This is a genomic window from Enterococcus sp. DIV1083b (assembly GCF_051713705.1).
Taxonomy (GTDB): Bacteria; Bacillota; Bacilli; order Lactobacillales; family Enterococcaceae; genus Enterococcus_D; species Enterococcus_D casseliflavus.
Window position 1 is genome coordinate 3,502,501 of the sequence record NZ_JBIOQJ010000001.1, and the last position, 22,902, is coordinate 3,525,402.

Genomic DNA, 22,902 nt, shown 5'->3' on the forward strand with positions numbered 1-22,902 from the left:
TCACCGCGGCGTGCTGATCCGCGATTACTAGCGATTCCGGCTTCATGTAGGCGAGTTGCAGCCTACAATCCGAACTGAGAGAAGCTTTAAGAGATTAGCTTAGCCTCGCGACTTCGCAACTCGTTGTACTTCCCATTGTAGCACGTGTGTAGCCCAGGTCATAAGGGGCATGATGATTTGACGTCATCCCCACCTTCCTCCGGTTTGTCACCGGCAGTCTCGCTAGAGTGCCCAACTAAATGATGGCAACTAACAATAAGGGTTGCGCTCGTTGCGGGACTTAACCCAACATCTCACGACACGAGCTGACGACAACCATGCACCACCTGTCACTTTGCCCCCGAAGGGGAAGCTCTATCTCTAGAGTGGTCAAAGGATGTCAAGACCTGGTAAGGTTCTTCGCGTTGCTTCGAATTAAACCACATGCTCCACCGCTTGTGCGGGCCCCCGTCAATTCCTTTGAGTTTCAACCTTGCGGTCGTACTCCCCAGGCGGAGTGCTTAATGCGTTTGCTGCAGCACTGAAGGGCGGAAACCCTCCAACACTTAGCACTCATCGTTTACGGCGTGGACTACCAGGGTATCTAATCCTGTTCGCTCCCCACGCTTTCGAGCCTCAGCGTCAGTTACAGACCAGAGAGCCGCCTTCGCCACTGGTGTTCCTCCATATATCTACGCATTTCACCGCTACACATGGAATTCCACTCTCCTCTTCTGCACTCAAGTCTCCCAGTTTCCAATGACCCTCCCCGGTTGAGCCGGGGGCTTTCACATCAGACTTAAGAAACCGCCTGCGCTCGCTTTACGCCCAATAAATCCGGACAACGCTTGCCACCTACGTATTACCGCGGCTGCTGGCACGTAGTTAGCCGTGGCTTTCTGGTTAGATACCGTCAAGGGATGAACATTTTACTCTCATCCTTGTTCTTCTCTAACAACAGAGTTTTACGATCCGAAAACCTTCTTCACTCACGCGGCGTTGCTCGGTCAGACTTTCGTCCATTGCCGAAGATTCCCTACTGCTGCCTCCCGTAGGAGTCTGGGCCGTGTCTCAGTCCCAGTGTGGCCGATCACCCTCTCAGGTCGGCTATGCATCGTTGCCTTGGTGAGCCGTTACCTCACCAACTAGCTAATGCACCGCGGGTCCATCCATCAGTGACGCAAAAGCGCCTTTCAACTTTCTTCCATGCGGAAAATAGTGTTATACGGTATTAGCACCTGTTTCCAAGTGTTATCCCCTTCTGATGGGCAGGTTACCCACGTGTTACTCACCCGTTCGCCACTCTTTTTCTTTCGGTGGAGCAAGCTCCGGTGAAAGAAAAAGCGTTCGACTTGCATGTATTAGGCACGCCGCCAGCGTTCGTCCTGAGCCAGGATCAAACTCTCATAATGATTTGTTTGAATGACCATACGGTCATTAAGCTCATAAAAATTAACTTTGCTAGCTATTGCTTGCATGTATTTGTTTCAATAAATTGAAACGTCCTACACATTGGTTCGTTTGCTTGCTTTGTTCAGTTTTCAAAGGTCTACCGTGCTGTGTTAGCAACTTTTATATCATATCAGAGCGACGTTTAATTGTCAACTCTTTTTTAAAAGTTTTTTTGCTCGTTGTTTTCCAACTTCGTAGCGGCTATCTCAGCGACTTAATTAGAATAACAAATGATTTGTTATTTGTCAACAACTTTTTTCAATTAATTTTGTTGATGTATCAACATCAATTAACTGTTTTAAAATTGCGACTTCGTTATAATATCATCTGTCGAGCTGTGCGTCAACTACTTTTTTCAATTCTTTTTAGGAATTCATTTAGTCATTTGGCACATGTAATAATATACCAAGACTTGTGCTATTCGTCAACCATAAAATGATTGATAGACCAACGTTTCTAGTTACTCCGTTTCCAAAGATCATTCGTGATTTTTAGTCCGTGATTTCCGCCTTTTTTAAGGACTTTTTCCGTTATTATTAGCCTATCGTTCGTCTTTTTCCTTTTTGTGTTTTCTTAATTCCTATCATTCTTATAAATTTAAGTATGATTTTATCTATTTTGTGGATTATTTGCTAAAATGGAGAAAAGAATATTGTTCCTAGGAGGACCCAGTATGAAAATACTTGTAGCAGATGATGACAAAGAGATCGTAGAACTATTAAGCATTTACTTACACAATGAAGGCTATGAATCGGTCAAAGCATACGATGGAAAAGAAGCACTGACCAAGATTCGCACCACTTCTGATATCGAGCTATTGATCTTAGATATCATGATGCCTGAAATGGACGGCATGCAAGTCGTCAAAGAATTGAGAAAAGAATCCCAAATCCCCATTATTATGTTGACCGCTAAAACAACCGATATGGATAAGATTCGTGGATTGGTCGCCGGTGCTGATGATTATGTCACCAAACCTTTCAATCCATTAGAAGTCATGGCACGGGTAAAATCGTTATTGAGAAGAACCAAGATGCAGGCTGCTTCAAATCAACCAGAGATTCTGGAAGTAAGCTCCCTTATCATCAACCGCGATTCCCATGAAGTAAAAACGGTGGATGGCAATGAGATCCAATTGACCGCATTAGAATTTGGCATCCTCTACTTATTGGCATCGCATCCCAACCGTGTCTTTAGCGCCGATGAGATTTTTGAACGAGTTTGGAAACAAGAAAGTGTCGTTTCTGCCAAAACAGTGATGGTCCATGTCAGTCACTTACGAGATAAGATCGAAGAAGCCACGGATGGTGAAAAAGTCATCCAAACAGTATGGGGGGTCGGCTACAAAATAGATGCGAAGTAAACCAACTGAAAAAAAGCGCAACACACCAATCGAAAAAAAGAAACGGATCACGTTGACCTCAAAGGAAATCAGTGAGTTATTTGCGGAAGGAATTGTAACGATTGTTCTTTTACTTCTATTAAATGTCGCTATTTTGGTCATCTTGACCTCAATACGAGAAAACTCACCGGTTTTAGTCGAAGCGATCTATGAATCGAAGAATGCGTTCACGGCTGCCTTCAACACAGATATCTTCCGCAGTGGTCGCAACTTCATTCTACCGATGTTCTTCCTATTAGATGTGATCGTCTTATATTGGCGTTTGATTCGTCGTTACCATCAAATGCAGCTACGTCACATTATCAGCGAGCTGCACTTTATCGCAGAAGGCAACTACGATCATCGCATTCCCTTCGAGTTACGGGGCGATTTAAGTCGGATCGTTTCTAATATTAATGGCTTAGTCGACAGTACGGTGGCGGCGATCGAAGATGAACGGCGGATCGAGCAATCCAAAGATGAGCTGATCACCAATGTCAGTCATGACATTCGGACACCATTGACTTCGATCATCGGCTACTTAGGTCTAATCGAAGATCGACAATACCATTCGGAAGAAGAATTGCTGAAATATACTCATACGGCGTATGTCAAAGCCAAACAAATGAAATCCCTCGTCGATGATTTGTTTGAATACACGAAAGTGCGTCAGCCTAGCGTGCCCATTAATGTGATGGAATTTGATATGGCCCAGCTAGTGGAACAATTGGCGGCAGACTTTGAATTAGAAGCTAGCCGAAAAGGCATCAAGATCGAAACCTACACCCGTCCAGAGCATATCGAAATGGATGGCGATACCGAAAAACTGGTGCGAGTTTTCAACAACCTGCTGTCAAATGCCTTGAAATACGGCAAAGGCGCCGATAAGATCCGCATGGAGGTCGAGAAAGTCGGAACCGAAGCGATCTTAACCGTCAAAAACAATGGGCAAATGATTCCTAAGCAAGCCCTTGATTCTCTATTCGACCGTTTCTATCGAGTGGAAGAATCCCGCTCTCAAGAAACAGGAGGAACTGGCTTAGGTCTAGCGATCGCTCAAAGCATCGTCGCCTTACATGGCGGCTATATCTATGCCAAATCAACGCCAGAATGGACGTCCTTTATTATTCATCTCCCGTTGAAGCGCAACAATTTGTCCAACACACAAACCTATGGTTGACGCCCCAACATTTTTTGGGTATGCTAAAGAAAATAATCAAGGCACAGAACCTAGTATATTTTTTTCATCTAGTAAAGAGAGCTGATGGTTGGTGAAAATCAGTGTTGGAAAAAATAGAATCCAGTTCTTTAACGTGTATTTTTCGAAAGAAAAATCGTTGGCTCACGATACGAGCAGCAAGGGCAGCGCAAGCTGAACTTGGGTGGCACCGCGAATGGTCATTTCGTCCCAAGCAACACGGGATCGGAATGGCCTTTTTTCTATGGAAAAATCAAAGGAGGATGTATCACTATGTTAGATGTAAAAATGATTCGCCAAAATTTTGCTGAAGTACAAAGCAAACTCGCAACACGAGGCGTGCAAAAAGAAGTATTGGACCGCTTTTTAACGCTTGACGAACGTCGCAGAGAACTCTTAGTCCAAACGGAAGAACGCAAGAAATTGCGCAACGATGTTTCTGGTGAGATCGCTGCCTTGAAACGGGCAAAAGAAGACGCGGCTGATAAAATTGCCCAAATGAAAGAAGTCGGCAGCCAAATCAAGCAATTGGATGAAGAGATCGCTCAAATTGATGAAGACATCAAAGAGATCGCCACGACATTGCCGAATTTGCCAAATGATTCTGTTCCAGTGGGCAAGGATGAAGACGACAATGTAGAAATCCGCCGCTGGGCAGAACCAAAAGCCTTTGCCTTTGAACCAAAACCGCATTGGGAGATCGCTGAAGAGTTGGGGATCCTCGACTTTGAGCGTGGCGCCAAAGTTTCTGGCAGCCGCTTTGTTTACTACAAAGGCTTAGGTGCTCGTTTGGAACGTGCCTTATACAACTTCATGCTGGATCAGCATGTCTATGAGCATGGCTATACCGAGATGATCACCCCTTATATCGTCAATAGCCAAGCAATGTTTGGCACGGGGCAATTTCCAAAGTTCAAAGAAGATGTTTTCCAATTGGCAGACACGGATTTGACTTTGATTCCAACTGCTGAAGTACCTTTGACCAATTACTATCAAGGGGAGATCTTAGAACAAGAACAGCTCCCTGCCTACTTCACTGCCTTGAGCCCATCATTTCGTTCAGAAGCTGGCAGCGCTGGTCGTGATACCCGCGGCTTGATTCGTCTGCATCAATTCAATAAAGTCGAAATGGTGAAATTCAGTGATGCTGAACATTCTTATGAAGAATTAGAAAAGATGACGGCTAATGCCGAAGATATTTTGCAAAAACTCAACTTACCTTACCGAGTGCTTAGCTTGTGTACAGGAGATATGGGCTTTTCTGCGGCGAAGACCTATGATTTAGAGGTATGGATCCCTGCTCAGGAAATGTATCGTGAGATCAGCTCTTGCTCAAACTGTGAAGATTTCCAAGCACGCCGTGCCATGATCCGTTACCGCGATCAAGAGGGCAAGATTCACTACATGCATACACTAAATGGTTCTGGTCTGGCTGTCGGTCGGACGGTAGCCGCAGTGCTTGAAAATTATCAAAACGAAGACGGCAGTGTAACGGTACCAGAAGTTCTGGTTCCTTACATGGGCGGACTGACAAAAATCGAAAAAGCCTAAGCCTTAGCACCCTTAATTGCACCCCCTTCGTAACAGTCACTCCACGTGATCTGTTACGAAGGGGTTTTCTAGTTCACCTAATAGATAGTGGTTGCAAAAGACCCCCTAACGCCCTTGATCATTTCTTGCAAGAGAAACAACGCAACAAGGCTGTAATTTTTAAATGAATAATTAGAAAAATCCCTTCATCTTTTTAAGTCTCTATCAGAAACCGGGCATGATCGTTGAAAGTACCTGTGACTTATGGTAACGTGGGCATAATTTAGGATGGAATGAAGGGAGCTTCACCAATGCCCGAACGAAAGACCTATGCCCGTCGGAGTGACTTGCACAAGAAACCAAACAATAATCAAAAACGAACAGCGTCAGCTGAAGAAAGACCGAAAGGACCACCCTCGAGAAAGAAGCCGTATCGAAAAGCAATTTTTTCCTTATTCGCCTTATTATTGATCGTTTTGATCGCGACGGCTGGCTCAGTCCTTTACACGTTACACCAGCAAGAAGTCGCAGCCCAAGAAAAATATGAGGCGGCTGCGGAGAAATTACTGGCATCAATCCAAGCAGAACAAAGTCAAAATGGGTTAAAAACAACGCCTGAAGTGCTCTCCAAAGGCGCAACCAAAGAATTGATCTACCGCCCGCAAGACCTTGATACGTTTCCCATCAAAGATATCAAAGAACGGTTGACACAAGCCGCTGATAACTTGCGTAAAAAACAAACGAAAAAAGAAGTCGTCACCGTTGCCCGCATCCAAGCACAAGCAGCGGCGTCAAAGGTGTCTACTTATTCATTGAAAGCCGACAGCTATGTGTGGAATCGAGAAACCGGACGTTTTGAAGATGCGGACAGTCTAACGGATGCACCGATCTTCGTATCAGAGAAGACGCAAACCCAATTGTCTTTGAAAGAACTGGTTCCTGATGAAGGCAGCTTATTAGGTATTCAACAAGTCATTCAGCAGAAACTGCTGGATCAAGCCAAAGAACCCGCCAAAATCATCGACGCCGTCTTGGCCATGGAGCGGATCACCTTCGATTCGAAATTTACTTACGATCCAGAGAAGCTGACCATCGAATTGCCAAAAAATCAGACGGGAGCGACGGAAATCACCCTGCCTTATAGCGAGATCGCCCCATTCATTGATCCTGATCTCGTGGCTGCTGACCAACTCAACAATGCCTTGCCAAGTTTAGACCCCAATAAAAAATACGTGGCATTGACCTTTGATGATGGACCCAACAGTACCTCCACCATGGATCTGTTGAACATCTTACAAGAAAATGACGTTAAAGCGACCTTCTTTATGCTGGGACAAATGGTAGAGCAATATCCGCAAGCTGCTAAAAAAGTCCAAGAAGCTGGACACGAGATCGCCAGTCATTCTTACTCTCATCCGCAGCTGAATACTCTTTCAGCGGAAGATTTGCAGGCAGAAGTTACAAAAACCAACAAAGCCATTTATAATGCGACGGGTTTACTACCTAGAAATTTACGGCCCCCTTATGGCGCTATCGACAAACAAAGCGCAGAAACCATTGGCATGCCGATCATTCAATGGGACATCGATTCTCAAGACTGGAAATTGAAGGATCCGAAGAAGATCAATGCCTTGGTGCAACAAAATGTCTTTAATGGTGCCATGATCTTGATCCATGATATTCACCCGAAATCTGTGAAAGCCGTACCGGGAGTCATTAAAATGCTCAAAAACGAAGGCTACGAATTCGTGACTGTCGATCAATTATTAGAAGCACGGCAAAAACCATTGCATCAATACTTTGGGATGAACGACGAGCGCCTCGTTGACTAAATAAAAAAAGGAACGCAGCAAATTGTCTCTTGCTGCGTTCCTTTTTGGTTATCGGATCGTTCCCTCTTTTTTTAGCCCTTCTTTTCCTCATACACATTGGTCACAAAAATTTGGATCAACAGTTCAGCGACAGCTTTTGGCGGCATCGTTGAGAAATCTTTGAGCCAGCGTTCGATCAACCCGATAGACCCGCAGACAAAAAAGCTAAGACACAGTTCCAATTCTTCCTCGGAAGCATCTTGAAAGTATTGGGCAAACCGTTTCAAGGTCTCCGGTTTGATCTCTGACAACAAAAGATTCAGCAAATGGCTGTTGTTTAACAAAATCAAATGGGTCGTACTAGGATTCTCATACAAAATCGTCAACAGCTTTTCCAACCAAAGATCCAATGACAAATTTTCCTGCTGCAAGTTCGATGCGATCTGCTCAACAAGCTCCCCTTCGATCTCCTCCAACAACGCGGCCGTATCCTTATAATATTTATAAAATGTTCCTCGGTTGATATCGGCTCGTTCCGCAATCTCTTTGATCGTGATTTTGCGGTACTCTTTTTCCAACAATAACTCCTGAAAGGCGCGTCGGATCACTTTTTTCGAGTAGATCGTTCGACGATTCCCCACAGTCCCCACCATATCGTTTCCCCTTTTCTCTGTACATTTGATCAATATTTGTCTATTTAATGACAAATACGTAAGCATTGAGGATTGCTCTTACTTTTCTTTCTTAGTATACTAACACCATGTGATTAAATCAACACGTGTTTAAAAAATGGAGGCTTTATTAATGAGTTATGTTGAAGTAAAGAATGAATATAAACGCTATCAGATGGGCGAAACCACCATCACTGCCAACAACGATCTTTCCTTTGCCATTGAAGAAGGCGAATTAGTGGTGATCCTTGGCCCCAGTGGTGCAGGAAAATCGACCGTTTTGAATATTTTAGGTGGGATGGATTCGCCAGATGAAGGACAAATCATTATCGACAATGTCGATATCGCGAAGTTTAACGACAAACAGCTGACGGAATACCGCCGCAAAGACGTCGGGTTCGTCTTCCAGTTTTATAATTTGGTGCCGAACCTGACAGCGAAAGAAAACATTGAATTGGCAACAGAAGTCTCACCGAATGCACTCGATCCTGATGAAGTCTTAGCACAAGTCGGGTTAGAAAACCGTAAAAACAACTTTCCTTCGCAGCTCTCTGGTGGGGAACAGCAGCGGGTATCGATCGCTCGGGCGTTAGCCAAAAACCCGAAATTGCTATTATGCGATGAACCAACCGGTGCGCTGGATTTTGAAACAGGCAAACAAGTGTTGAAGCTTTTGCAAAACGCCAGTCGGAAAAACGGCAATACGGTGTTGATCATTACCCATAACAGCGCCATTGCCCCGATCGCCGATCGGGTGATCCATATCAACGATGCCACTGTCCGTTCCATTGAAGAGAATCCTCATCCAATCTCGATCGATGAAATCGTTTGGTAGGAGGATCTGATGAAAAATAAAACCTATCTTAAAGCAAGTTTGCGGGAGATTCGCCAATCAAAAGGCCGCTTTATCGCAATCACCTTGATCATTTTTTTAGGAACGTTTCTCTTTGTCGGTGTCAAAGCGACGGGACCGATCCTGAACCATTCCGCGAGTGAATATGTCAACGGTCAGCATTTAGCAGATCTGCAAGTCACTTCCACGCTGGGATTGACGGAGGACGACATTGATGCGGCGGAAAAAAGCGGTGCGCACACAGAAGCCGCCTATCAATTTTATTACGCTGCCAATTCAGATGAAGTCGTGCAAGTGACCTCTTGTGATCCCTCACAGGAACTCAACCAGCTACTGGTGAAGGACGGCCGACTGCCAGAAAAAGCCGATGAAATCGTGCTGGACACCGAAGCAAAAAATTATGGCTGGCAAATAGGGGATACTTTTACGATCGATGATGCCGATAATCTGTCGGACAAAGACTATACGATCGTTGGGTTCGCCACCTCTCCCATTTATATCAGTGCTGCCGAACGTGGCTATGCGAATGTCGGCAGCGGTGTCGTAACGTATTTTGCTTATGTACCGGAAGAACAGTTCAAGATGGAGGTCAAATCGATCCTCTATCTCGCCTTTGATGATGTCGCCGGGCTTGAAACATACTCCGATACGTACACCGACAAGATGGCAGCCCATCAAGAAACGATTGAGGAACTGTTTGCGGATCGCCCTAAAGAACGCTTAGCAGAAATTCAGCAAGATGCTTTTGATGAATTAGCGCCTGCAGAAAAAGAAGTCCGTGATGGACAAAAACAGTTAGCTGATGGACAAGCCCAACTGGATCAGGCCAAAGCGGAACTAGAACAACAGCAAGCGGCTCTTGCGCAGCTGCCGCCCGTACAACAAACAGCCCTCGAAGGCCAATTGACCACTGGGGAAGAAGAGTTGACTCGGCAGCAAACCCAATTAGATGAACAGCAACAAGAACTAACCGATGCCCAACAAACACTGGCAGAAAAACGTACAGAGATCGAAGACTTGGCAGAACCTACGTATCTTTACAACCAACGCAAAGACAACCCCGGTTTCCAAGAGTATGGCGGGCTGTCTGATCGCATCGCAGCGATCGCCAATGTGTTTCCTGTCTTCTTCTTCTTTATCGCTGCGTTGATCACCTTTACGACACTGACGCGGATGGTAGAAGAAAACCGCAAAGAGATCGGTACCTTAAAAGCGATGGGCTATGGCAAAGTCGAGATCTCCCTTAAATATTTGATTTATGCCCTCCTGTCTTCGGCCATTGGCATTATCAGTGGTGCCGTATTAGGGACGGAACTGTTGCCGCGTTTGATTTATTTTCTATCCAGCGAACGGTATCTTTTAGACGGGATTCGCGTCTATTATGTCTGGTCGCCAATTATTTTGGCCGCGATCGCCTTTTTACTGGCGACGCTCGGTGCTTGCCTCTTTGTTTTGATCAAAGAATTGCGGGAAAAACCTGCCCAGCTACTGCAAGTTCGGGCGCCAAAACCTGGGAAACGGATTTTATTAGAGGCCATTACACCCTTATGGTCACGTTTAAGCTTCAATCAAAAAGTCAGCTTCCGTAACATCTTCCGCTACAAATCGCGAATGATCATGGCAATCATTGGCATCGCCGGCTGTACGGGACTGATGGTGGCAGGCGTTGGGTTGAAAGATTCCTTAAGTGCTGTGACTGCGAAACAATTTGGGCCCATTACGGATTATCAAGCCGTCGTGACCTTAAATGATGCGAAGGAAGAAACCGTTGCTGCCGCTGAAACGGTTTTAACAGACGATCCTCTTGTGACCCATTCGATGCTAGTCTACAATGAAACGATCGAGATTCGACCAGCTAACCAAGGAAAACAAAGTTTGACCTTGATGGTTCCGGCAGATCAAGAAGCTTTTACCGACTATGTCCATTTGAAAACGACGGAAGGGCAGAAGCTGCCATTAACAGAAGGCGCCGTACTGACTATGAAATACGCAGAATTGTATGATCTGCAGGTTGGGGATACATTGACCTTCTATACTAGCGATCAAGAAGCTTTTGAAGTACCTATCAGCGGCATCGCAGAAAACTATTTAGGCAATTCCCTGTATCTGTCACCGACTCTTTACGAAGAAATCACCGACAGTGCCTTTGAACCGAATGCGTTCTTAGTCAAAAGCAAGACGATGACGAAAAAACAAGAGGAAGCTTTATCAACAGCCTTGTTAGATACCGACAAAGTCAAAAACACGACGTTCCTTTCCACTCAGATCAAAATGCAGGATGATTCGATGGGCAACTTGAACTCCATTGTCTTGATCTTAGTTGTACTATCAGGGGCATTAGCCTTTGTCGTCTTGTATAACTTGACCAACATCAATGTTTCCGAGCGGATTCGCGAGCTTTCTACTATTAAAGTATTAGGGTTTTACAATAAAGAAGTCACCATGTACATCGTACGGGAAAATATCGTCTTTACGTTATTTGGGATTCTCGCTGGCTACGTGGTAGGTTACTTCTTGACTGACTTTATTTTGATCCAAGCTTCGATGGAAAACATGGTCTTTCCATTAGTGATCAATTGGCCGGCCTATGCTTTAGCTGGCGGCATGACGATTCTCTTTACGATCATCGTAATGTACGTCACCCATGTGAAACTGACTCATGTCAACATGATCGATGCGTTGAAATCAAACGAATAAGCTGCTGCTAAAGCGATTTGCTGATCATCCAGCAGTGATTTTAAAGAAAAGGACGCCACTCTTGCCTAGATAGCTGAGAGTGACGTCCTTTTTTGAACAAATAATCCCCTCTGTCCGCTTTTGAACAGAGGGGATCGTTTGTTTTCACGTGAAACATTTTATGATTTTACGGAGTAGTTTGGTGCTTCTTTCGTGATTTGAACATCGTGGGGATGTGATTCTTTTAGTCCGTTGCCGCTCATTTGGATGAATTGTGCTTCATCACGTAATTGCTGCAGATTGCCAGCACCGACATAACCCATCCCTGATTTCAACCCGCCGATCATTTGGAAGATGATATCAGAAACGCTGCCTTTATAAGCGACACGTCCTTCAATGCCTTCTGGAACCAATTTGTTGGCTTCGTTTACGCCCCCTTGGAAGTAACGGTCGCTGGAGCCTTTTTCCATTGCCCCCAATGAACCCATTCCGCGGTAGGTTTTGAAGCGACGGCCTTGATAGATTTCAAATTCACCTGGTGATTCATCGGTACCTGCCAACATGCTGCCTAGCATTACGGCATGACCGCCAGCTGCTAAAGCTTTGACGATATCCCCAGAGTACTTGATCCCACCATCGGCAATGATTGCTTTGCCGTATTGACGTGCCACAGAGGCTGCATCATAGATCGCGGTCAATTGAGGAACTCCGACACCAGCTACCACCCGAGTAGTACAGATCGAACCTGGACCGATCCCGACTTTTACGACATCGACACCAGCATCATACAATGCTTTCGTGCCTTCTGCAGTGGCAACATTTCCCGCAATCAATGTTGCTTCTGGGAAATGGGCACGAATTTCAGAGATTTTGCGTAAAACACCCGCACTGTGTCCGTGGGCAGTATCAATGACGATCGCGTCCACGCCTGCATCCAATAATGCTTGTGCTCGTTCAAAGGTATCGCTGGTAACGCCGACTGCCGCTGCCACTAATAGACGTCCATGCGTGTCTTTGGCTGCATTCGGGAATTCGATCACTTTTTCAATATCTTTGATAGTGATCAAACCGCTTAAGATCCCTGCTTCATCAACGATCGGTAATTTTTCGATCTTGTGTTGTTGTAAGATCTTTTCAGCGTCTTTCAACGACGTACCGACAGGTGCTGTGATCAATTGGTCTTTGGTCATCACATCATTGATCGGCATCGTATAATCCGTGACAAAACGCATGTCGCGGTTCGTGATGATACCGACTAATTTGCGGTTTTCCATTGTTTCTACGATCGGTACCCCGCTGATGCGGTACTTGCTCATCAAATGTTCTGCATCAGCAACTAAGTGGCTTGGTGTTAAGAAAAACGGATCGATGATCACGCCGCTTTCAGAACGCTTTACTTTGCGCACTTCATCTGCTTGCGCGGCGATACTCATGTTTTTGTGAATCACGCCAAGTCCGCCTTGACGCGCCATTGAGATCGCCATTTTACTATCAGTTACGGTATCCATACTGGCACTTATGATTGGAATATTTAGTGTAATATTCGGGGCAAGCTGCACTTTCATATCCACGTCATTTGGTAAGACGTGACTTTCTGCCGGAATCAATAAGACATCATCAAACGTTAACCCTTTTTTTACAAATTTGGTTTCCCAGTTGGACATTTTTGTAACCACTCCTTAAAGTTTTTAGGTATTTTAAAAAAAATAGCAAAGATTTTTTCATAAGTCAACCATTCGGAAAGCTTTCTTAATAATCCTCTTCAAACCTTTGGTCAAATCTCATAATTCGCCATTTTTTCTAAAAAAACACGCTGATCGTGCGGTCTTTTTTAACAAAAGAAGGCGCACGATCAACGTGTAGTCATCAGCCTCTAGGAACAGACAGACTGCTGATGATATTGTATTTGCGTTTCAAGTAGTACTTCGCGGCTAATGCCACTGCCCCGATCAAGGCTTCGATCACAGGATCCACTTGTGGATTCAATGGTGGTTGGATCATCGCAGAAAGCGAGATCACAACGATCCACAGCATGAAGGCTGCGACTAAAATCAAAATGATCTTCCACATCTTCGGCCGTTTGCTCTTATCGGCACCTGGGCGTTCATATTGATACATGTATTTGTACATCAAGTAGAAGACCCAACCAGCAAGCATCGCCATCAAGAAGAGGGTCAATAAGCCATAAGGTTGTGCTTGTCCTCTAGTAAAGATTCCCATAACCCCTAGCATCAACCCAAAAATCCCTAAAATCAGCAAGGTGTTATCCAACCACATCAAGAATGGTCCGGATTCTTTTTGCTCAACGGGTTTGTTGATGATGGCTTCGGTACGTTCAGACACTGTACCAAATAATTGACGGGCCGTTTTGCCGCCTTTTTGTTCTTTGACTAAGATAGGCAGCATCTCATGCAAGGCAATCGTTTTTTCTTCTTCAGAAAGGTTGGCTGCCTCTAGCGATTTTTTTAAATCAAATATATATTGTTGGTTTCGTTTTGTTAATTGTTGTTCTAATTCACGATTTTCGGAAACATAATTTCGCAGAGTTTCTGGTTCCATGAATTGATTCTCCCTTCTGCGTTTTCTTCACAATGGACATTTTACCACAAATTCACTGGGAAGAAAGCCCTTTATACGTTAAAACGGAACAACATCACGTCGCCATCTTGCACGACATAATCTTTTCCTTCCAAACGTACCCGACCGGCTTCTTTGGCCGCTTGCATCGTGCCGTATTGGTTCAGATCTTCAAAGGAAACAGTTTCCGCACGAATAAAGCCGCGCTCAAAGTCCGTATGGATGATCCCCGCTGCTTGCGGTGCTTTGATGCCTTTACGGAACGTCCACGCACGCACTTCTTGTTCACCAGCGGTAAAGTACGTTGCTAGACCCAGTAAATCATAGGCAGCACGAATCAATTGATCCAACCCTGATTCTTCAATTCCTAATGCTTCTAAAAACTCTGCTTTGTCTTCTTCTTCCAGCTCAGCGATCTCTTCTTCGGCACGAGCACTGATGACGATCACTTCCGCATTTTCGCTCGCTGCAAATTCCTTCACTTTGTTGACATAGTCATTGGTTTCATAGTCTGCCACGTCTTCTTCTGCTACGTTGGCAACGTATAAGACTGGTTTGGTCGTTAGTAAAAACAAACTTTTGACGATGCGCTGTTCTTCATCTGTAAATTCGATCGAACGGGCAGAGATCCCTTCTTCTAGGACCGGTTTGATTTTATCAAGAACGGCCAATTCCGCAACCGCATCTTTGTCTTTGGTTTTGGCAATTTTTGCGACCCGAGTATAGCGCTTGTTGACGGATTCTAAATCCGCTAAAACCAACTCCAAGTTGATGGTGTCGATATCAGCTAATGGGTCCACGCGGCCTTCCACGTGGGTGATGTTGTCGTCGTCGAAACAACGAACGACATGACAGATCGCATCCACTTGGCGGATATGGCTCAAAAATTGGTTCCCTAATCCTTCCCCTTTGCTGGCACCGCGGACGATTCCAGCAATATCCGTAAATTCAAAGGTGGTTGGGACTGTCTTTTTCGGACGGACTAATTCTGTTAAACGCTGTAAGCGCCAATCTGGCACTTCCACCATTCCTACATTCGGATCGATCGTCGCAAACGGATAGTTTGCGGCTTCTGCTCCTGCTTTGGTTATTGCATTAAATAAAGTAGATTTGCCCACATTTGGCAATCCAACGATTCCGGCAGTTAACGCCATGCTTCACTTCACTCTTTCTCTTTTTTTTCTAGGATTTTCTTCATCTTTTTATCAAATTCTCGGCGCGTCATCATGACGATGTGGCCGCAATTCGTACACTTTATTTTGATGTCTGCCCCCATGCGGATGATTTCCCAACGATTGGCTTTGCAGGCATGCGGTTTTTTCATTTCGACAATATCCCCAAGATCATACATCTTTATCACCTCAAGCTTCATCAAATTGAATGTTCAATAAATCTAAAATACGGGTTAAATCTTTTTGTGACAGGTATTCGATCTCGATTTTTCCTTTGCCTTCTTTTTCGCGGATCTCGACATTCGTGCCGAATTTATCCATCAACCGTTCTTCGCTTTCTCGTAAATAGTACGGTTTTTCCCGAATCAGACGCGGAACTTTTTTCTTTTCGTTTTTCGTGTCGTTCATCTCAGCGACCATTTGTTCTAATTGGCGGACTGTCAGATTTTCTTTGACACAACGATTGGCTAATTTTAAGATCTGTTCTTTGTTTTTCAAGCCTAATAATGTCCGGGCTTGCCCCATAGACAAACGGTCATCTTGAACCATTTCTTTGACGAGTTTCGGCAAGGACAGCAACCGCAAATAATTGGCGATATACGGGCGGCTTTTCCCTAAACGTTCAGCGACTTGTGCTTGGGTCAATTTCAAGTTTTTCATCAGCATGTCATAAGCTTCTGCTTCTTCTAAAGGATTCAAATCTTCCCGCTGCAAGTTTTCTAAAACGGCGACTTGCATCATCGCTTCTTCATCAAAATTGCGGATGATGGCTGGGATCGTTTCCTTGCCAGCTAGTTTGGACGCTCGAAACCGGCGTTCACCAGCAATGATCTCATAGCCTTTGACGGATGATTGCCGCACGATGATCGGTTGAAAGACCCCCGAATGCTGGATCGAATTGGCTAGTTCTTGTAATGAAAGCTCATCAAAGGTTTTTCGCGGTTGATAAGGGTTGGGTCTTAATTCGTTTAAAGGCAGTTCAACGACTTTTTCTGTCTTGATATCGACTTCTTCTAACCCTTGCAGGTCTTGAAACAACGCATCGATCCCACGCCCTAATCCTTTCCCTTTATTCTTCACGGGCTAACACTTCCTTTGCTAACGTCTGATAGACTTCGGCTCCTTTTGAGCGTGGATCATAATCAATGATCGACAATCCATGACTAGGTGCTTCAGACAACCGGATATTCCGCGGAATAATGGTTTCATATACTTTTTCTTGGAAATAGCGGCGGACTTCTTCCACGACTTCCGCGCCTAAGTTCGTGCGGGCATCATACATTGTCAGTAAGACCCCTTCGATCTCTAACTCAGGGTTAAAATGTTTTTGTACTAAACGCACGGTATTCAATAGTTGGCTCAGCCCTTCTAATGCATAGTACTCACATTGGACTGGGATCAAAATCGAATCACTGGCGGTAAAGGCATTGATCGTCAAATGACCTAAAGATGGTGGGCAATCGATAAAGATATAATCGTATTGTTCTTTGATTTCATTCAAAGCCGATTTCAATCGAGATTCCCGCGCCATCATGGAGGTCAATTCAATTTCCGCACCAGCTAATTGGATCGTCGCTGGAACGATATCCAAGTTTTCCCGACTGCTAGGTAAAATCGCTTCAACGATCGGTGTTTCATTGACTAATACATCATAGATGTCTTGTTCCACATCTGGTTTGCGAATGCCGACACCGCTTGTGGCGTTGCCTTGGGCATCAATATCTACGAGTAACACTTTTTTGCCGACAAATGCTAAGGACGCACCTAGGTTCACCGTTGTGGTGGTTTTGCCTACGCCGCCTTTTTGGTTTGCAACAGAAATAATACGGGCCATTGATTTTCCTCCTATTTGATTGGTTGTTTCGCTGGCATTCCCGGTTTGCGGGGGTATTTCTTTGGCGTTTCTTTTTTCTTTTGAATGATCAAAAGATGGCGTTCATCGCCGCTGACCGGTAAGGTAAAGCTTTTTTCTTCAATAAATTTGCCGCCTAAGAGTGAGATGGCTGGTTTGGCTTCAACCAGTTCTTCCTCGCTTTTGGCAGCTTTGAGCGCATAAAAATAGCCTGCTTTTTTCACCAATGGCACACAGAGTTCCGTTAACACATTTAAACGGGCAACCGCACGAGCGGTCACATAATCGAATTGCCCACGAAATTGCGGGTTTTGACCAAATGTTTCTGCACGGTCATGGTACAAGTGGACATTTTCCAATTGTAGATCCGTCACAAGGGTTTGTAAAAAGGTGATGCGCTTATTTAAAGAGTCGACGATCGTCACTTCTAATTCAGGAAACACGATTTTTAGTGGAATACTTGGAAAGCCAGCACCTGAACCGACATCACACAAATGACTTTGCGGGTCAAAGGCGGTTTCAAAAGCTAAGGAAACAGAATCGTAGAAATGCTTCAAATACACTTCTGATTTTTCCGTGATTGCGGTTAGATTCATCTTCTGATTCCATTCGACTAAACGCTCGAAATAGACAGCGAATTTTTCCATTTGTTCTTCGGTTAAAACGATCCCGTTTTTGCGTAATTCTTCATGAAATTCTTCAGGTAGCATAACGAATCCTTTCTATTTTGTGAAACAGAAAAATGTTTCACAGACTAGTTCCTACTTTAACGCAAAAAGCAATGTGATGCAATAGCCAGACATTGCTTTCTAGGAGAATTTACCATTTTTTAACTGGGGCTTTAAGGTTGGTTTAAGGCAGAGGAATTATACTCATTTCAATCCAAAAAACTTTTTTCATTTTTCCTTGACCAGCGAGGCTGCCAACCCTCCTGGTCAGCTTTTTTCTCAAAAAAACAAGCATTGATCACAGGATCAATGCTTGTTTTTGTTGGTTCTACAATATTTAGTGTTGGTGGAAAATCTACGGATTTTCTACTGACACTTTTTTTGTAAAAAAAGATAGAAAAAGAGATAGCCTAACTGGTAGAATTTAGTCGACTAAAACAAAACCACACCAAGAAAGGATATCTCCATGGATCATTGTACTAGAAACTTGTTAGGTTTAACAGATGAAAATTTATTCTTCGAAGAAGAATGGTTAGAGACTATAGAAGAAGAGGGGTTTCGCACCAATCTTATCCATGCCAAACTTAGCTATATACCAAGCCATTGCCGTAAATGTGGTATCAAAAATGAAGGACAAATCATCAAGAATGGCTCACATAAAACAAAAGTCCAACTTTTGCCTTATCGAGACATCAAAACAGAATTACGCTTGGTACGTACGCGCTTTTACTGTAAAGAATGTCAGTCGACATTCAACGCTCAGACCAATTTGGTGGATGAAAACTGCTATCTTTCAAAGGAATTAAAGGTTCAAATTGCCTTGGAACTGGCGAAGAATACAACAAGAAAAGAAATTGCCGATCGCTATTTTGTCTCTGACGTAACCGTTCTGCGTGTCCTACACACCTGTTTAAAAACGTATCATCCTCGTTTTGATACATTACCTTCGGTCCTTTGTTTTGACGAGTTCAAATCGATGAAGTCCTGCAGTGGAAAAATGAGTTTTGTCTTTATGAATGGGCAGACCCAGCAATTAATCGGTGTATTGGAGAATCGTCGCCTGGCTTTCTTAAAACCATATTTCCTTAAATTCACTCGAAAAGCACGAGCGAACGTGAAATACGTCGTGATGGATATGAATGCCCCTTATTTTGAACTTGTAAAGGCGGTCTTCCCAAACGCCAAAATCGTGACCGATCGCTTTCACATTGTCCAACAAATCACTCGTGCGTTAAATCAGTTGCGAATTAAAACAATGAATAGCTTTCAAAAAACGGAACCGACAAAGTATCGACGATTGAAGCGATTCTGGAAATTACTCCTTAAGCATGCCTATGATCTGGATAGTTCCAATTATCAATATGATCGATCCTTTCGTAGACCAATGACGCAAAAAGCGATCGTCGATGAACTTTTGAGTTATGACGAGCAATTAACAAGGGCTTACGAGACCTGTCAGCTCCTCCTCTATCACCTTAAACACAAGGACAGCCAAAGCTTTTTCGATACGATCAACAGCTTAGATCAACGCCTCCCACAATGGTTTTGTAAGAAGCTGACGTTTTTAAATAAATACAAATTAGGGATTCAATATGCTTTAAAAACCAGGTATAGTAATGGTGCATTAGAAGGAACAAACAACAAGATAAAAGTGATAAAACGAGTAGCCTACGGCTATCGAAATTTCCATAACTTTCGAGCAAGAATTTATCTCATTCAAGGATTGATCTTCCAAGTAAAACAAAAACCAGTTAAGCACTCTGCCTAACTGGTTATGACTAAATTTTCAGTTGTATCTTTCTCTACCAACACTAAATGTCGAAGAGCCTTTTTGTTTCATATGAAACTTTTTTATTTCACCCGGGGCTCGTTGTATTCTTCGATACGATCAGACGCGCGGGAAGCCGCATGTTTGGCTTTGTTGGTTTGACGTGAAGCAAAGTCGCCGGTTTTAGATGCAGCTGACGATACTTTGTCTTGAACCGTTTCTTGTTCCTCTTCGTATTCAGCGATCGTTTTTACATCTACAACATTGATGTTGACTTCGATAACTTCTAATTGGGTCATTGTCGTTACTTCTTTTTGGATGACTTCTTTGACTTGGTCAGCGATTTCTGGGATGTTGCGGTCGTATTCAACCACGATATCTAAATCAACGGCTACTTGTTTTTTCCCTACTTCGGTATTGATACCCGCAGTCACATTGTCTGTATTGACTAATTTTTCCGCAATGTTAGAGAAGAAACCACCATCGACCGTCAACAGACCATCCACGTGTTCTAATGCGATCCCGATGATTTTTTGGATCACTTTGTCATCATAGGTCAATGAACCATGAACAGGTGCGTCGCCAGTTGGTCCTTCAAAATCGTTGTGACCAGGTTTTGGCGGTGCTGGATGATGTCCTGCTGGATTTGGATTTCCTGGTGCTGGATGATCCCCTGGTTTTGGTCCGTTTTGTTGTCCTGCTACTGCTTTTTCAGCATTTGGTACCACTGGATCTGGTGCTTCAGTCATCGGAATCGCATTTTCATTTGCTTGATGATTGGTGTTAGGAACCACTGGATCTGGATGTGCGCTGACTTTTTTATCATTGTTTAATTCGTTTTTATCGTTATTCATTAAAAATTCCTCCTATTAAAATGCGTTATTGTTGGTTAAAAAATTCGTCGATGATACCGGTACGTTGGAGATACAATCCTAACGCAAAACCCAAACCTGTTAGGAGTAGAATCAGCAATGTTTTGAAAAAACCGATCGTTACAAACAACACAGCCAGAACAAGGCCGATTGCTCCAAAAATCAATGGGATTTTGTATTGTTGTAGTTCGTTCATCATAGCCCTCCTATTCTACTCGCGGGTTTTCCGGAGTCTCATTTTGTTCAAAATTCGCGTAGTTGACTTCGACTTTGACTTTCTCACTTGAACCAAGCACTCGTTGGACATCTTGTTGGATTTCCGCCATTAAGTTTTCGGTTTTGCCGACTAAGGCAGACGTCCGTTTCAAGCGTCCTTTGATTTTAATCAAAATTCGATTTTTGGTCGCCTTGACATGAACTTTTGGTCCTTCAACAAATTCTTTTTCATTTACTTTCGTACGTACAAGTCCTTCGATTGCTTTCTTATCGATCGTCAATGCGCCCTTATCCTCTTTCAAAACAAAGGTCGTTTTGGTTTTTGGATAAAAAAGCACGACTAAGATCACGATCAAGAATAAGGCGATCAAGACAACAGCTACCCAAAACATATATTGACGCATAAACAAGTTGTCAAAGAAATACGTGACGATATTGCCTCTGCTGTCCAAACCAAATGGCAGCTGCATATAAGGATTACTCATTAATACGATTGGTAATAAGACAGTGATAAAGATCAACGAAACGATGATTGATACGATTTTCCACCCTTTACTCATAGGACACCTCCTCCTTTTTCTCCAATTTTTGATAAGCTTACAAGTTGATGGCTTCTCCGCCGGTAACACCATAAATCTGTGCTGTCACATAGCTAGCTTTATTCGAAGCTAAAAAGACATAGACAGGTGCCAGCTCAGCTGGTTGTCCTGCCCGCTCAAGTAACGCTTGCTGACCAAATTCAGGCAGCTGGTCTTGCGGTTGGCCATGATCTAACTGTAATGGTGTCCAGATTGGTCCTGGGGCTACCCCATTGACCCGAATTCCTTTTTCAGCAAATTGTTTCGCCAAGCTGACTGTAAAACTGGCGATCGCCGATTTGGTTGCCGCATAATCCATTAAATGGGCACTTGGACTAAAGGCTTGGACAGAAGTCGTTGTCACGATCGCTCCCCCAGCCGGTATGTGCGGCTCAGCAGCTTTGACTAATGCAAACATGGAGATAATGTTTACCATAAAGGTATCTTTCACTTGTTCAATCGGTAATTCTGCAATCGATGGCCGCGTGATTTGCTGTGCTGCGTTCAATACTAATGTATCTAACCCACCTAATGCTGCCACCGCTTTGTCAACGATCTCTTGTGGTGCCGCTTCGTCTCGCAGGTCATAGGGTAGCAAGATCACTTTGCGCCCAGCTTCTTTGATGTACCCTGCAACTTCTTCGGCATCTTCTTCTTCTCCTGGGAAAAAGTGTAGGGCAATGTCTGCTCCTTCACGGGCGAAGGCAATCGCTGCTGCTCGTCCGATCCCAGAATCCCCACCGGTGATCAGTACACGCCGGTTTTCTAACTGCTGACTTCCCTCATAAGATTCTTCACCACAATCAGGTTTTGGTCGCATTTCTTCTTGTAAAGCAGGCGTATCTTGTTCCTGTTTGCTGTATTTACCCGTGTGATAAAGTTCCCGTGGATCAGTCAAAATAGGTTCACTCATTCTTACGTCCTCCTTTTCTCTATAATAAAATTCTAAACCATTCATTTTTTTTTGGGAAATATAACGCTTTGTTAACAAAAATAAATCATCGTTTATTAGAAAATGAAAAAAGAAAGTGCCCCCATTTTTGACCAGAAAGCAAATGATTTCACTTTTTTATAGAAGGGGGTAAACTAATAAGTAATATCTGGTGGTGCCTGTAAAAAGGAACCCCTAGGAAAATGACTTTGGATCAAGAAAAAGGAGGAACCAAACAATGCCTTGGAATGTCCGTGATTATCCTGCGTCAATGAAGAATCTAGACCCCTTAGTTCGTAAAAAAGCGATCGATATCGCCAATGCCCTGCTAGCCGATGGCTATTCCGACGATCGGGCGATCCCGATCGCCACGAGTCAAGCAGAAAAATGGTATGACAATGCAGATGAAGAGGAGAAGAAAGCTTTTCAGAAAGAGAGAAATCCGCAAAAAGATGATGCCCATCAAACCAATAAAAATGCGAAAAAATTAATGGATGCGGATGTTGAAGTTGTGTATGAAGAGGACCAATGGCAAGTCCGTTCCAAAGGAGCAAAACGTGCCAGTGATCATTTCGACAAGAAAGCAGAGGCCATCGCCCGTGCCAAAGAAATTGCCGAAAACAAAGAATCCGTGGTGAACGTTTATAAAAAAGATGGCGACCATCAAAAGGATATTGATTTAGGAGAATAAAAATGGCCGCAAAAAAGCGGAAGGAG

20 protein-coding genes, 1 rRNA gene and 1 other annotated feature (1 of these 22 only partly in view) are annotated in these 22,902 nt (G+C 43.9%); of the genes, 8 read left to right on the forward strand and 13 right to left on the reverse strand.

Translation table 11 applies throughout. The annotated features are described in order from the left end of the window. Nucleotides 1-1,391 (reverse strand): 16S ribosomal RNA (locus IGI69_RS16550); it reaches 168 nt to the left of the window's first position. 713 nt (nt 1,392-2,104) lie between these two features. Here IGI69_RS16550 and IGI69_RS16555 point away from each other — a divergent pair. The 4 genes from IGI69_RS16555 to IGI69_RS16570 all read left to right on the forward strand — a co-directional run bounded on the left by IGI69_RS16555 (nt 2,105) and on the right by IGI69_RS16570 (nt 7,372). Continuing rightward, nucleotides 2,105-2,794: a response regulator transcription factor gene (locus IGI69_RS16555; RefSeq protein WP_008376963.1), complete on the forward strand. Its 690-nt coding sequence runs from the start codon at nt 2,105-2,107 to the stop codon at nt 2,792-2,794. Next, entirely contained in the window at nt 2,784-3,992 is a 1,209-nt protein-coding gene (locus IGI69_RS16560; protein ID WP_005226244.1) for a sensor histidine kinase, read from the forward strand. Before IGI69_RS16555 ends, IGI69_RS16560 begins: the two co-directional genes overlap by 11 nt. Nucleotides 3,993-4,027: 35 nt before the next feature. Next, nucleotides 4,028-4,226: a binding site (T-box leader), on the forward strand. 57 nt (nt 4,227-4,283) lie between these two features. Beyond that, on the forward strand, nt 4,284-5,561 hold the full coding sequence (gene serS, locus IGI69_RS16565) for a serine--tRNA ligase (protein ID WP_413127500.1): 1,278 nt from the start codon (nt 4,284-4,286) through the stop codon (nt 5,559-5,561). Nucleotides 5,562-5,851: 290 nt separating this feature from the next. Next, nucleotides 5,852-7,372 (forward strand): polysaccharide deacetylase family protein, encoded by a 1,521-nt coding sequence (locus IGI69_RS16570; RefSeq protein ID WP_413127499.1) that lies wholly within the window; start codon nt 5,852-5,854, stop codon nt 7,370-7,372. A gap of 71 nt (nt 7,373-7,443) precedes the next feature. Here the strand turns inward: IGI69_RS16570 and IGI69_RS16575 are convergent, their stop codons facing one another. After that, entirely contained in the window at nt 7,444-8,070 is a 627-nt protein-coding gene (locus tag IGI69_RS16575; protein ID WP_005226247.1) for a TetR/AcrR family transcriptional regulator, read from the reverse strand. Nucleotides 8,071-8,155: 85 nt separating this feature from the next. Here IGI69_RS16575 and IGI69_RS16580 point away from each other — a divergent pair, with 85 nt between their 5' ends. Further along, on the forward strand, nt 8,156-8,857 hold the full coding sequence (locus IGI69_RS16580) for an ABC transporter ATP-binding protein (RefSeq protein ID WP_010748457.1): 702 nt from the start codon (nt 8,156-8,158) through the stop codon (nt 8,855-8,857). Nucleotides 8,858-8,866: 9 nt separating this feature from the next. Then, nucleotides 8,867-11,572, forward strand: a complete 2,706-nt coding sequence (locus IGI69_RS16585; RefSeq protein ID WP_438741473.1) for an FtsX-like permease family protein — start codon at nt 8,867-8,869, stop codon at nt 11,570-11,572. A gap of 158 nt (nt 11,573-11,730) precedes the next feature. Here IGI69_RS16585 and guaB read toward each other — a convergent pair whose 3' ends face one another. The 7 genes from guaB to rsmG all read right to left on the reverse strand — a co-directional run bounded on the left by guaB (nt 11,731) and on the right by rsmG (nt 17,862). Further along, nucleotides 11,731-13,215, reverse strand: coding sequence for an IMP dehydrogenase (gene guaB / locus IGI69_RS16590; protein ID WP_005226250.1), 1,485 nt, complete (start codon nt 13,213-13,215; stop codon nt 11,731-11,733). Between the two features lie 202 nt (nt 13,216-13,417). Beyond that, complete coding sequence (locus IGI69_RS16595) at nt 13,418-14,110, reverse strand: DUF1129 domain-containing protein (protein ID WP_151196091.1); 693 nt, start codon at nt 14,108-14,110, stop codon at nt 13,418-13,420. A gap of 71 nt (nt 14,111-14,181) precedes the next feature. Next, nucleotides 14,182-15,282, reverse strand: a complete 1,101-nt coding sequence (gene ychF, locus IGI69_RS16600) for a redox-regulated ATPase YchF (RefSeq protein ID WP_005226252.1) — start codon at nt 15,280-15,282, stop codon at nt 14,182-14,184. 8 nt (nt 15,283-15,290) lie between these two features. Then, a complete protein-coding gene (locus IGI69_RS16605) occupies nt 15,291-15,479 on the reverse strand; it encodes a DUF951 domain-containing protein (protein WP_005226253.1) in 189 nt (62 codons plus the stop codon). A gap of 10 nt (nt 15,480-15,489) precedes the next feature. Beyond that, nucleotides 15,490-16,380 (reverse strand): ParB/RepB/Spo0J family partition protein, encoded by an 891-nt coding sequence (locus tag IGI69_RS16610; protein ID WP_005226254.1) that lies wholly within the window; start codon nt 16,378-16,380, stop codon nt 15,490-15,492. Continuing rightward, nucleotides 16,370-17,134, reverse strand: a complete 765-nt coding sequence (locus IGI69_RS16615) for a ParA family protein (protein ID WP_005226255.1) — start codon at nt 17,132-17,134, stop codon at nt 16,370-16,372. The genes IGI69_RS16610 and IGI69_RS16615 overlap by 11 nt, the downstream gene beginning before the upstream one ends. Before the next feature lie 11 nt (nt 17,135-17,145). Then, a complete protein-coding gene (rsmG, locus tag IGI69_RS16620) occupies nt 17,146-17,862 on the reverse strand; it encodes a 16S rRNA (guanine(527)-N(7))-methyltransferase RsmG (RefSeq protein ID WP_005226256.1) in 717 nt (238 codons plus the stop codon). 424 nt (nt 17,863-18,286) lie between these two features. Here rsmG and IGI69_RS16625 point away from each other — a divergent pair, with 424 nt between their 5' ends. Next, nucleotides 18,287-19,588 carry an ISL3 family transposase gene (locus tag IGI69_RS16625; protein WP_438740869.1) on the forward strand — a complete coding sequence of 434 codons (1,302 nt, stop codon included), beginning with the start codon at nt 18,287-18,289 and terminating at the stop codon, nt 19,586-19,588. A gap of 83 nt (nt 19,589-19,671) precedes the next feature. Here IGI69_RS16625 and IGI69_RS16630 read toward each other — a convergent pair whose 3' ends face one another. The 4 genes from IGI69_RS16630 to IGI69_RS16645 are packed head-to-tail and all read right to left on the reverse strand — an operon-like array spanning nt 19,672 to nt 22,167. After that, on the reverse strand, nt 19,672-20,442 hold the full coding sequence (locus IGI69_RS16630; protein WP_010748461.1) for an Asp23/Gls24 family envelope stress response protein: 771 nt from the start codon (nt 20,440-20,442) through the stop codon (nt 19,672-19,674). 25 nt (nt 20,443-20,467) lie between these two features. Further along, the gene (locus IGI69_RS16635) at nt 20,468-20,659 is read right to left on the reverse strand and encodes a DUF2273 domain-containing protein (RefSeq protein ID WP_005226258.1); all 192 of its coding nucleotides are present in this window, start codon (nt 20,657-20,659) and stop codon (nt 20,468-20,470) included. Nucleotides 20,660-20,666: 7 nt separating this feature from the next. Continuing rightward, nucleotides 20,667-21,236 carry an alkaline shock response membrane anchor protein AmaP gene (gene amaP, locus IGI69_RS16640; protein ID WP_201690798.1) on the reverse strand — a complete coding sequence of 190 codons (570 nt, stop codon included), beginning with the start codon at nt 21,234-21,236 and terminating at the stop codon, nt 20,667-20,669. Between the two features lie 37 nt (nt 21,237-21,273). Next, on the reverse strand, nt 21,274-22,167 hold the full coding sequence (locus tag IGI69_RS16645) for an SDR family oxidoreductase (RefSeq protein WP_201690800.1): 894 nt from the start codon (nt 22,165-22,167) through the stop codon (nt 21,274-21,276). Between the two features lie 256 nt (nt 22,168-22,423). On the opposite strand from IGI69_RS16645, the gene IGI69_RS16650 reads away from it, so the two are divergent. Further along, a complete protein-coding gene (locus IGI69_RS16650; RefSeq protein WP_413127497.1) occupies nt 22,424-22,876 on the forward strand; it encodes a DUF2188 domain-containing protein in 453 nt (150 codons plus the stop codon). Nucleotides 22,877-22,902: the final 26 nt, after the last annotated feature.

Excerpts from the sequence above, each read along its gene's own strand:
- IGI69_RS16555 (WP_008376963.1), top strand. The coding sequence starts at position 2,105 with ATGAAAATACTTGTAGCAGATGATGACAAAGAGATCGTAGAACTATTA.
- IGI69_RS16560 (WP_005226244.1), top strand. The coding sequence starts at position 2,784 with ATGCGAAGTAAACCAACTGAAAAAAAGCGCAACACACCAATCGAAAAA.
- serS (WP_413127500.1), top strand. The coding sequence starts at position 4,284 with ATGTTAGATGTAAAAATGATTCGCCAAAATTTTGCTGAAGTACAAAGC.
- IGI69_RS16570 (WP_413127499.1), top strand. The coding sequence starts at position 5,852 with ATGCCCGAACGAAAGACCTATGCCCGTCGGAGTGACTTGCACAAGAAA.
- IGI69_RS16575 (WP_005226247.1), bottom strand. The coding sequence starts at position 8,070 with ATGCTTACGTATTTGTCATTAAATAGACAAATATTGATCAAATGTACA.
- IGI69_RS16580 (WP_010748457.1), top strand. The coding sequence starts at position 8,156 with ATGAGTTATGTTGAAGTAAAGAATGAATATAAACGCTATCAGATGGGC.
- IGI69_RS16585 (WP_438741473.1), top strand. The coding sequence starts at position 8,867 with ATGAAAAATAAAACCTATCTTAAAGCAAGTTTGCGGGAGATTCGCCAA.
- guaB (WP_005226250.1), bottom strand. The coding sequence starts at position 13,215 with ATGTCCAACTGGGAAACCAAATTTGTAAAAAAAGGGTTAACGTTTGAT.
- IGI69_RS16595 (WP_151196091.1), bottom strand. The coding sequence starts at position 14,110 with ATGGAACCAGAAACTCTGCGAAATTATGTTTCCGAAAATCGTGAATTA.
- ychF (WP_005226252.1), bottom strand. The coding sequence starts at position 15,282 with ATGGCGTTAACTGCCGGAATCGTTGGATTGCCAAATGTGGGCAAATCT.
- IGI69_RS16605 (WP_005226253.1), bottom strand. The coding sequence starts at position 15,479 with ATGTATGATCTTGGGGATATTGTCGAAATGAAAAAACCGCATGCCTGC.
- IGI69_RS16615 (WP_005226255.1), bottom strand. The coding sequence starts at position 17,134 with ATGGCCCGTATTATTTCTGTTGCAAACCAAAAAGGCGGCGTAGGCAAA.
- rsmG (WP_005226256.1), bottom strand. The coding sequence starts at position 17,862 with ATGCTACCTGAAGAATTTCATGAAGAATTACGCAAAAACGGGATCGTT.
- IGI69_RS16625 (WP_438740869.1), top strand. The coding sequence starts at position 18,287 with ATGGATCATTGTACTAGAAACTTGTTAGGTTTAACAGATGAAAATTTA.
- IGI69_RS16630 (WP_010748461.1), bottom strand. The coding sequence starts at position 20,442 with ATGAATAACGATAAAAACGAATTAAACAATGATAAAAAAGTCAGCGCA.
- IGI69_RS16635 (WP_005226258.1), bottom strand. The coding sequence starts at position 20,659 with ATGATGAACGAACTACAACAATACAAAATCCCATTGATTTTTGGAGCA.
- amaP (WP_201690798.1), bottom strand. The coding sequence starts at position 21,236 with ATGAGTAAAGGGTGGAAAATCGTATCAATCATCGTTTCGTTGATCTTT.
- IGI69_RS16645 (WP_201690800.1), bottom strand. The coding sequence starts at position 22,167 with ATGAGTGAACCTATTTTGACTGATCCACGGGAACTTTATCACACGGGT.
- IGI69_RS16650 (WP_413127497.1), top strand. The coding sequence starts at position 22,424 with ATGCCTTGGAATGTCCGTGATTATCCTGCGTCAATGAAGAATCTAGAC.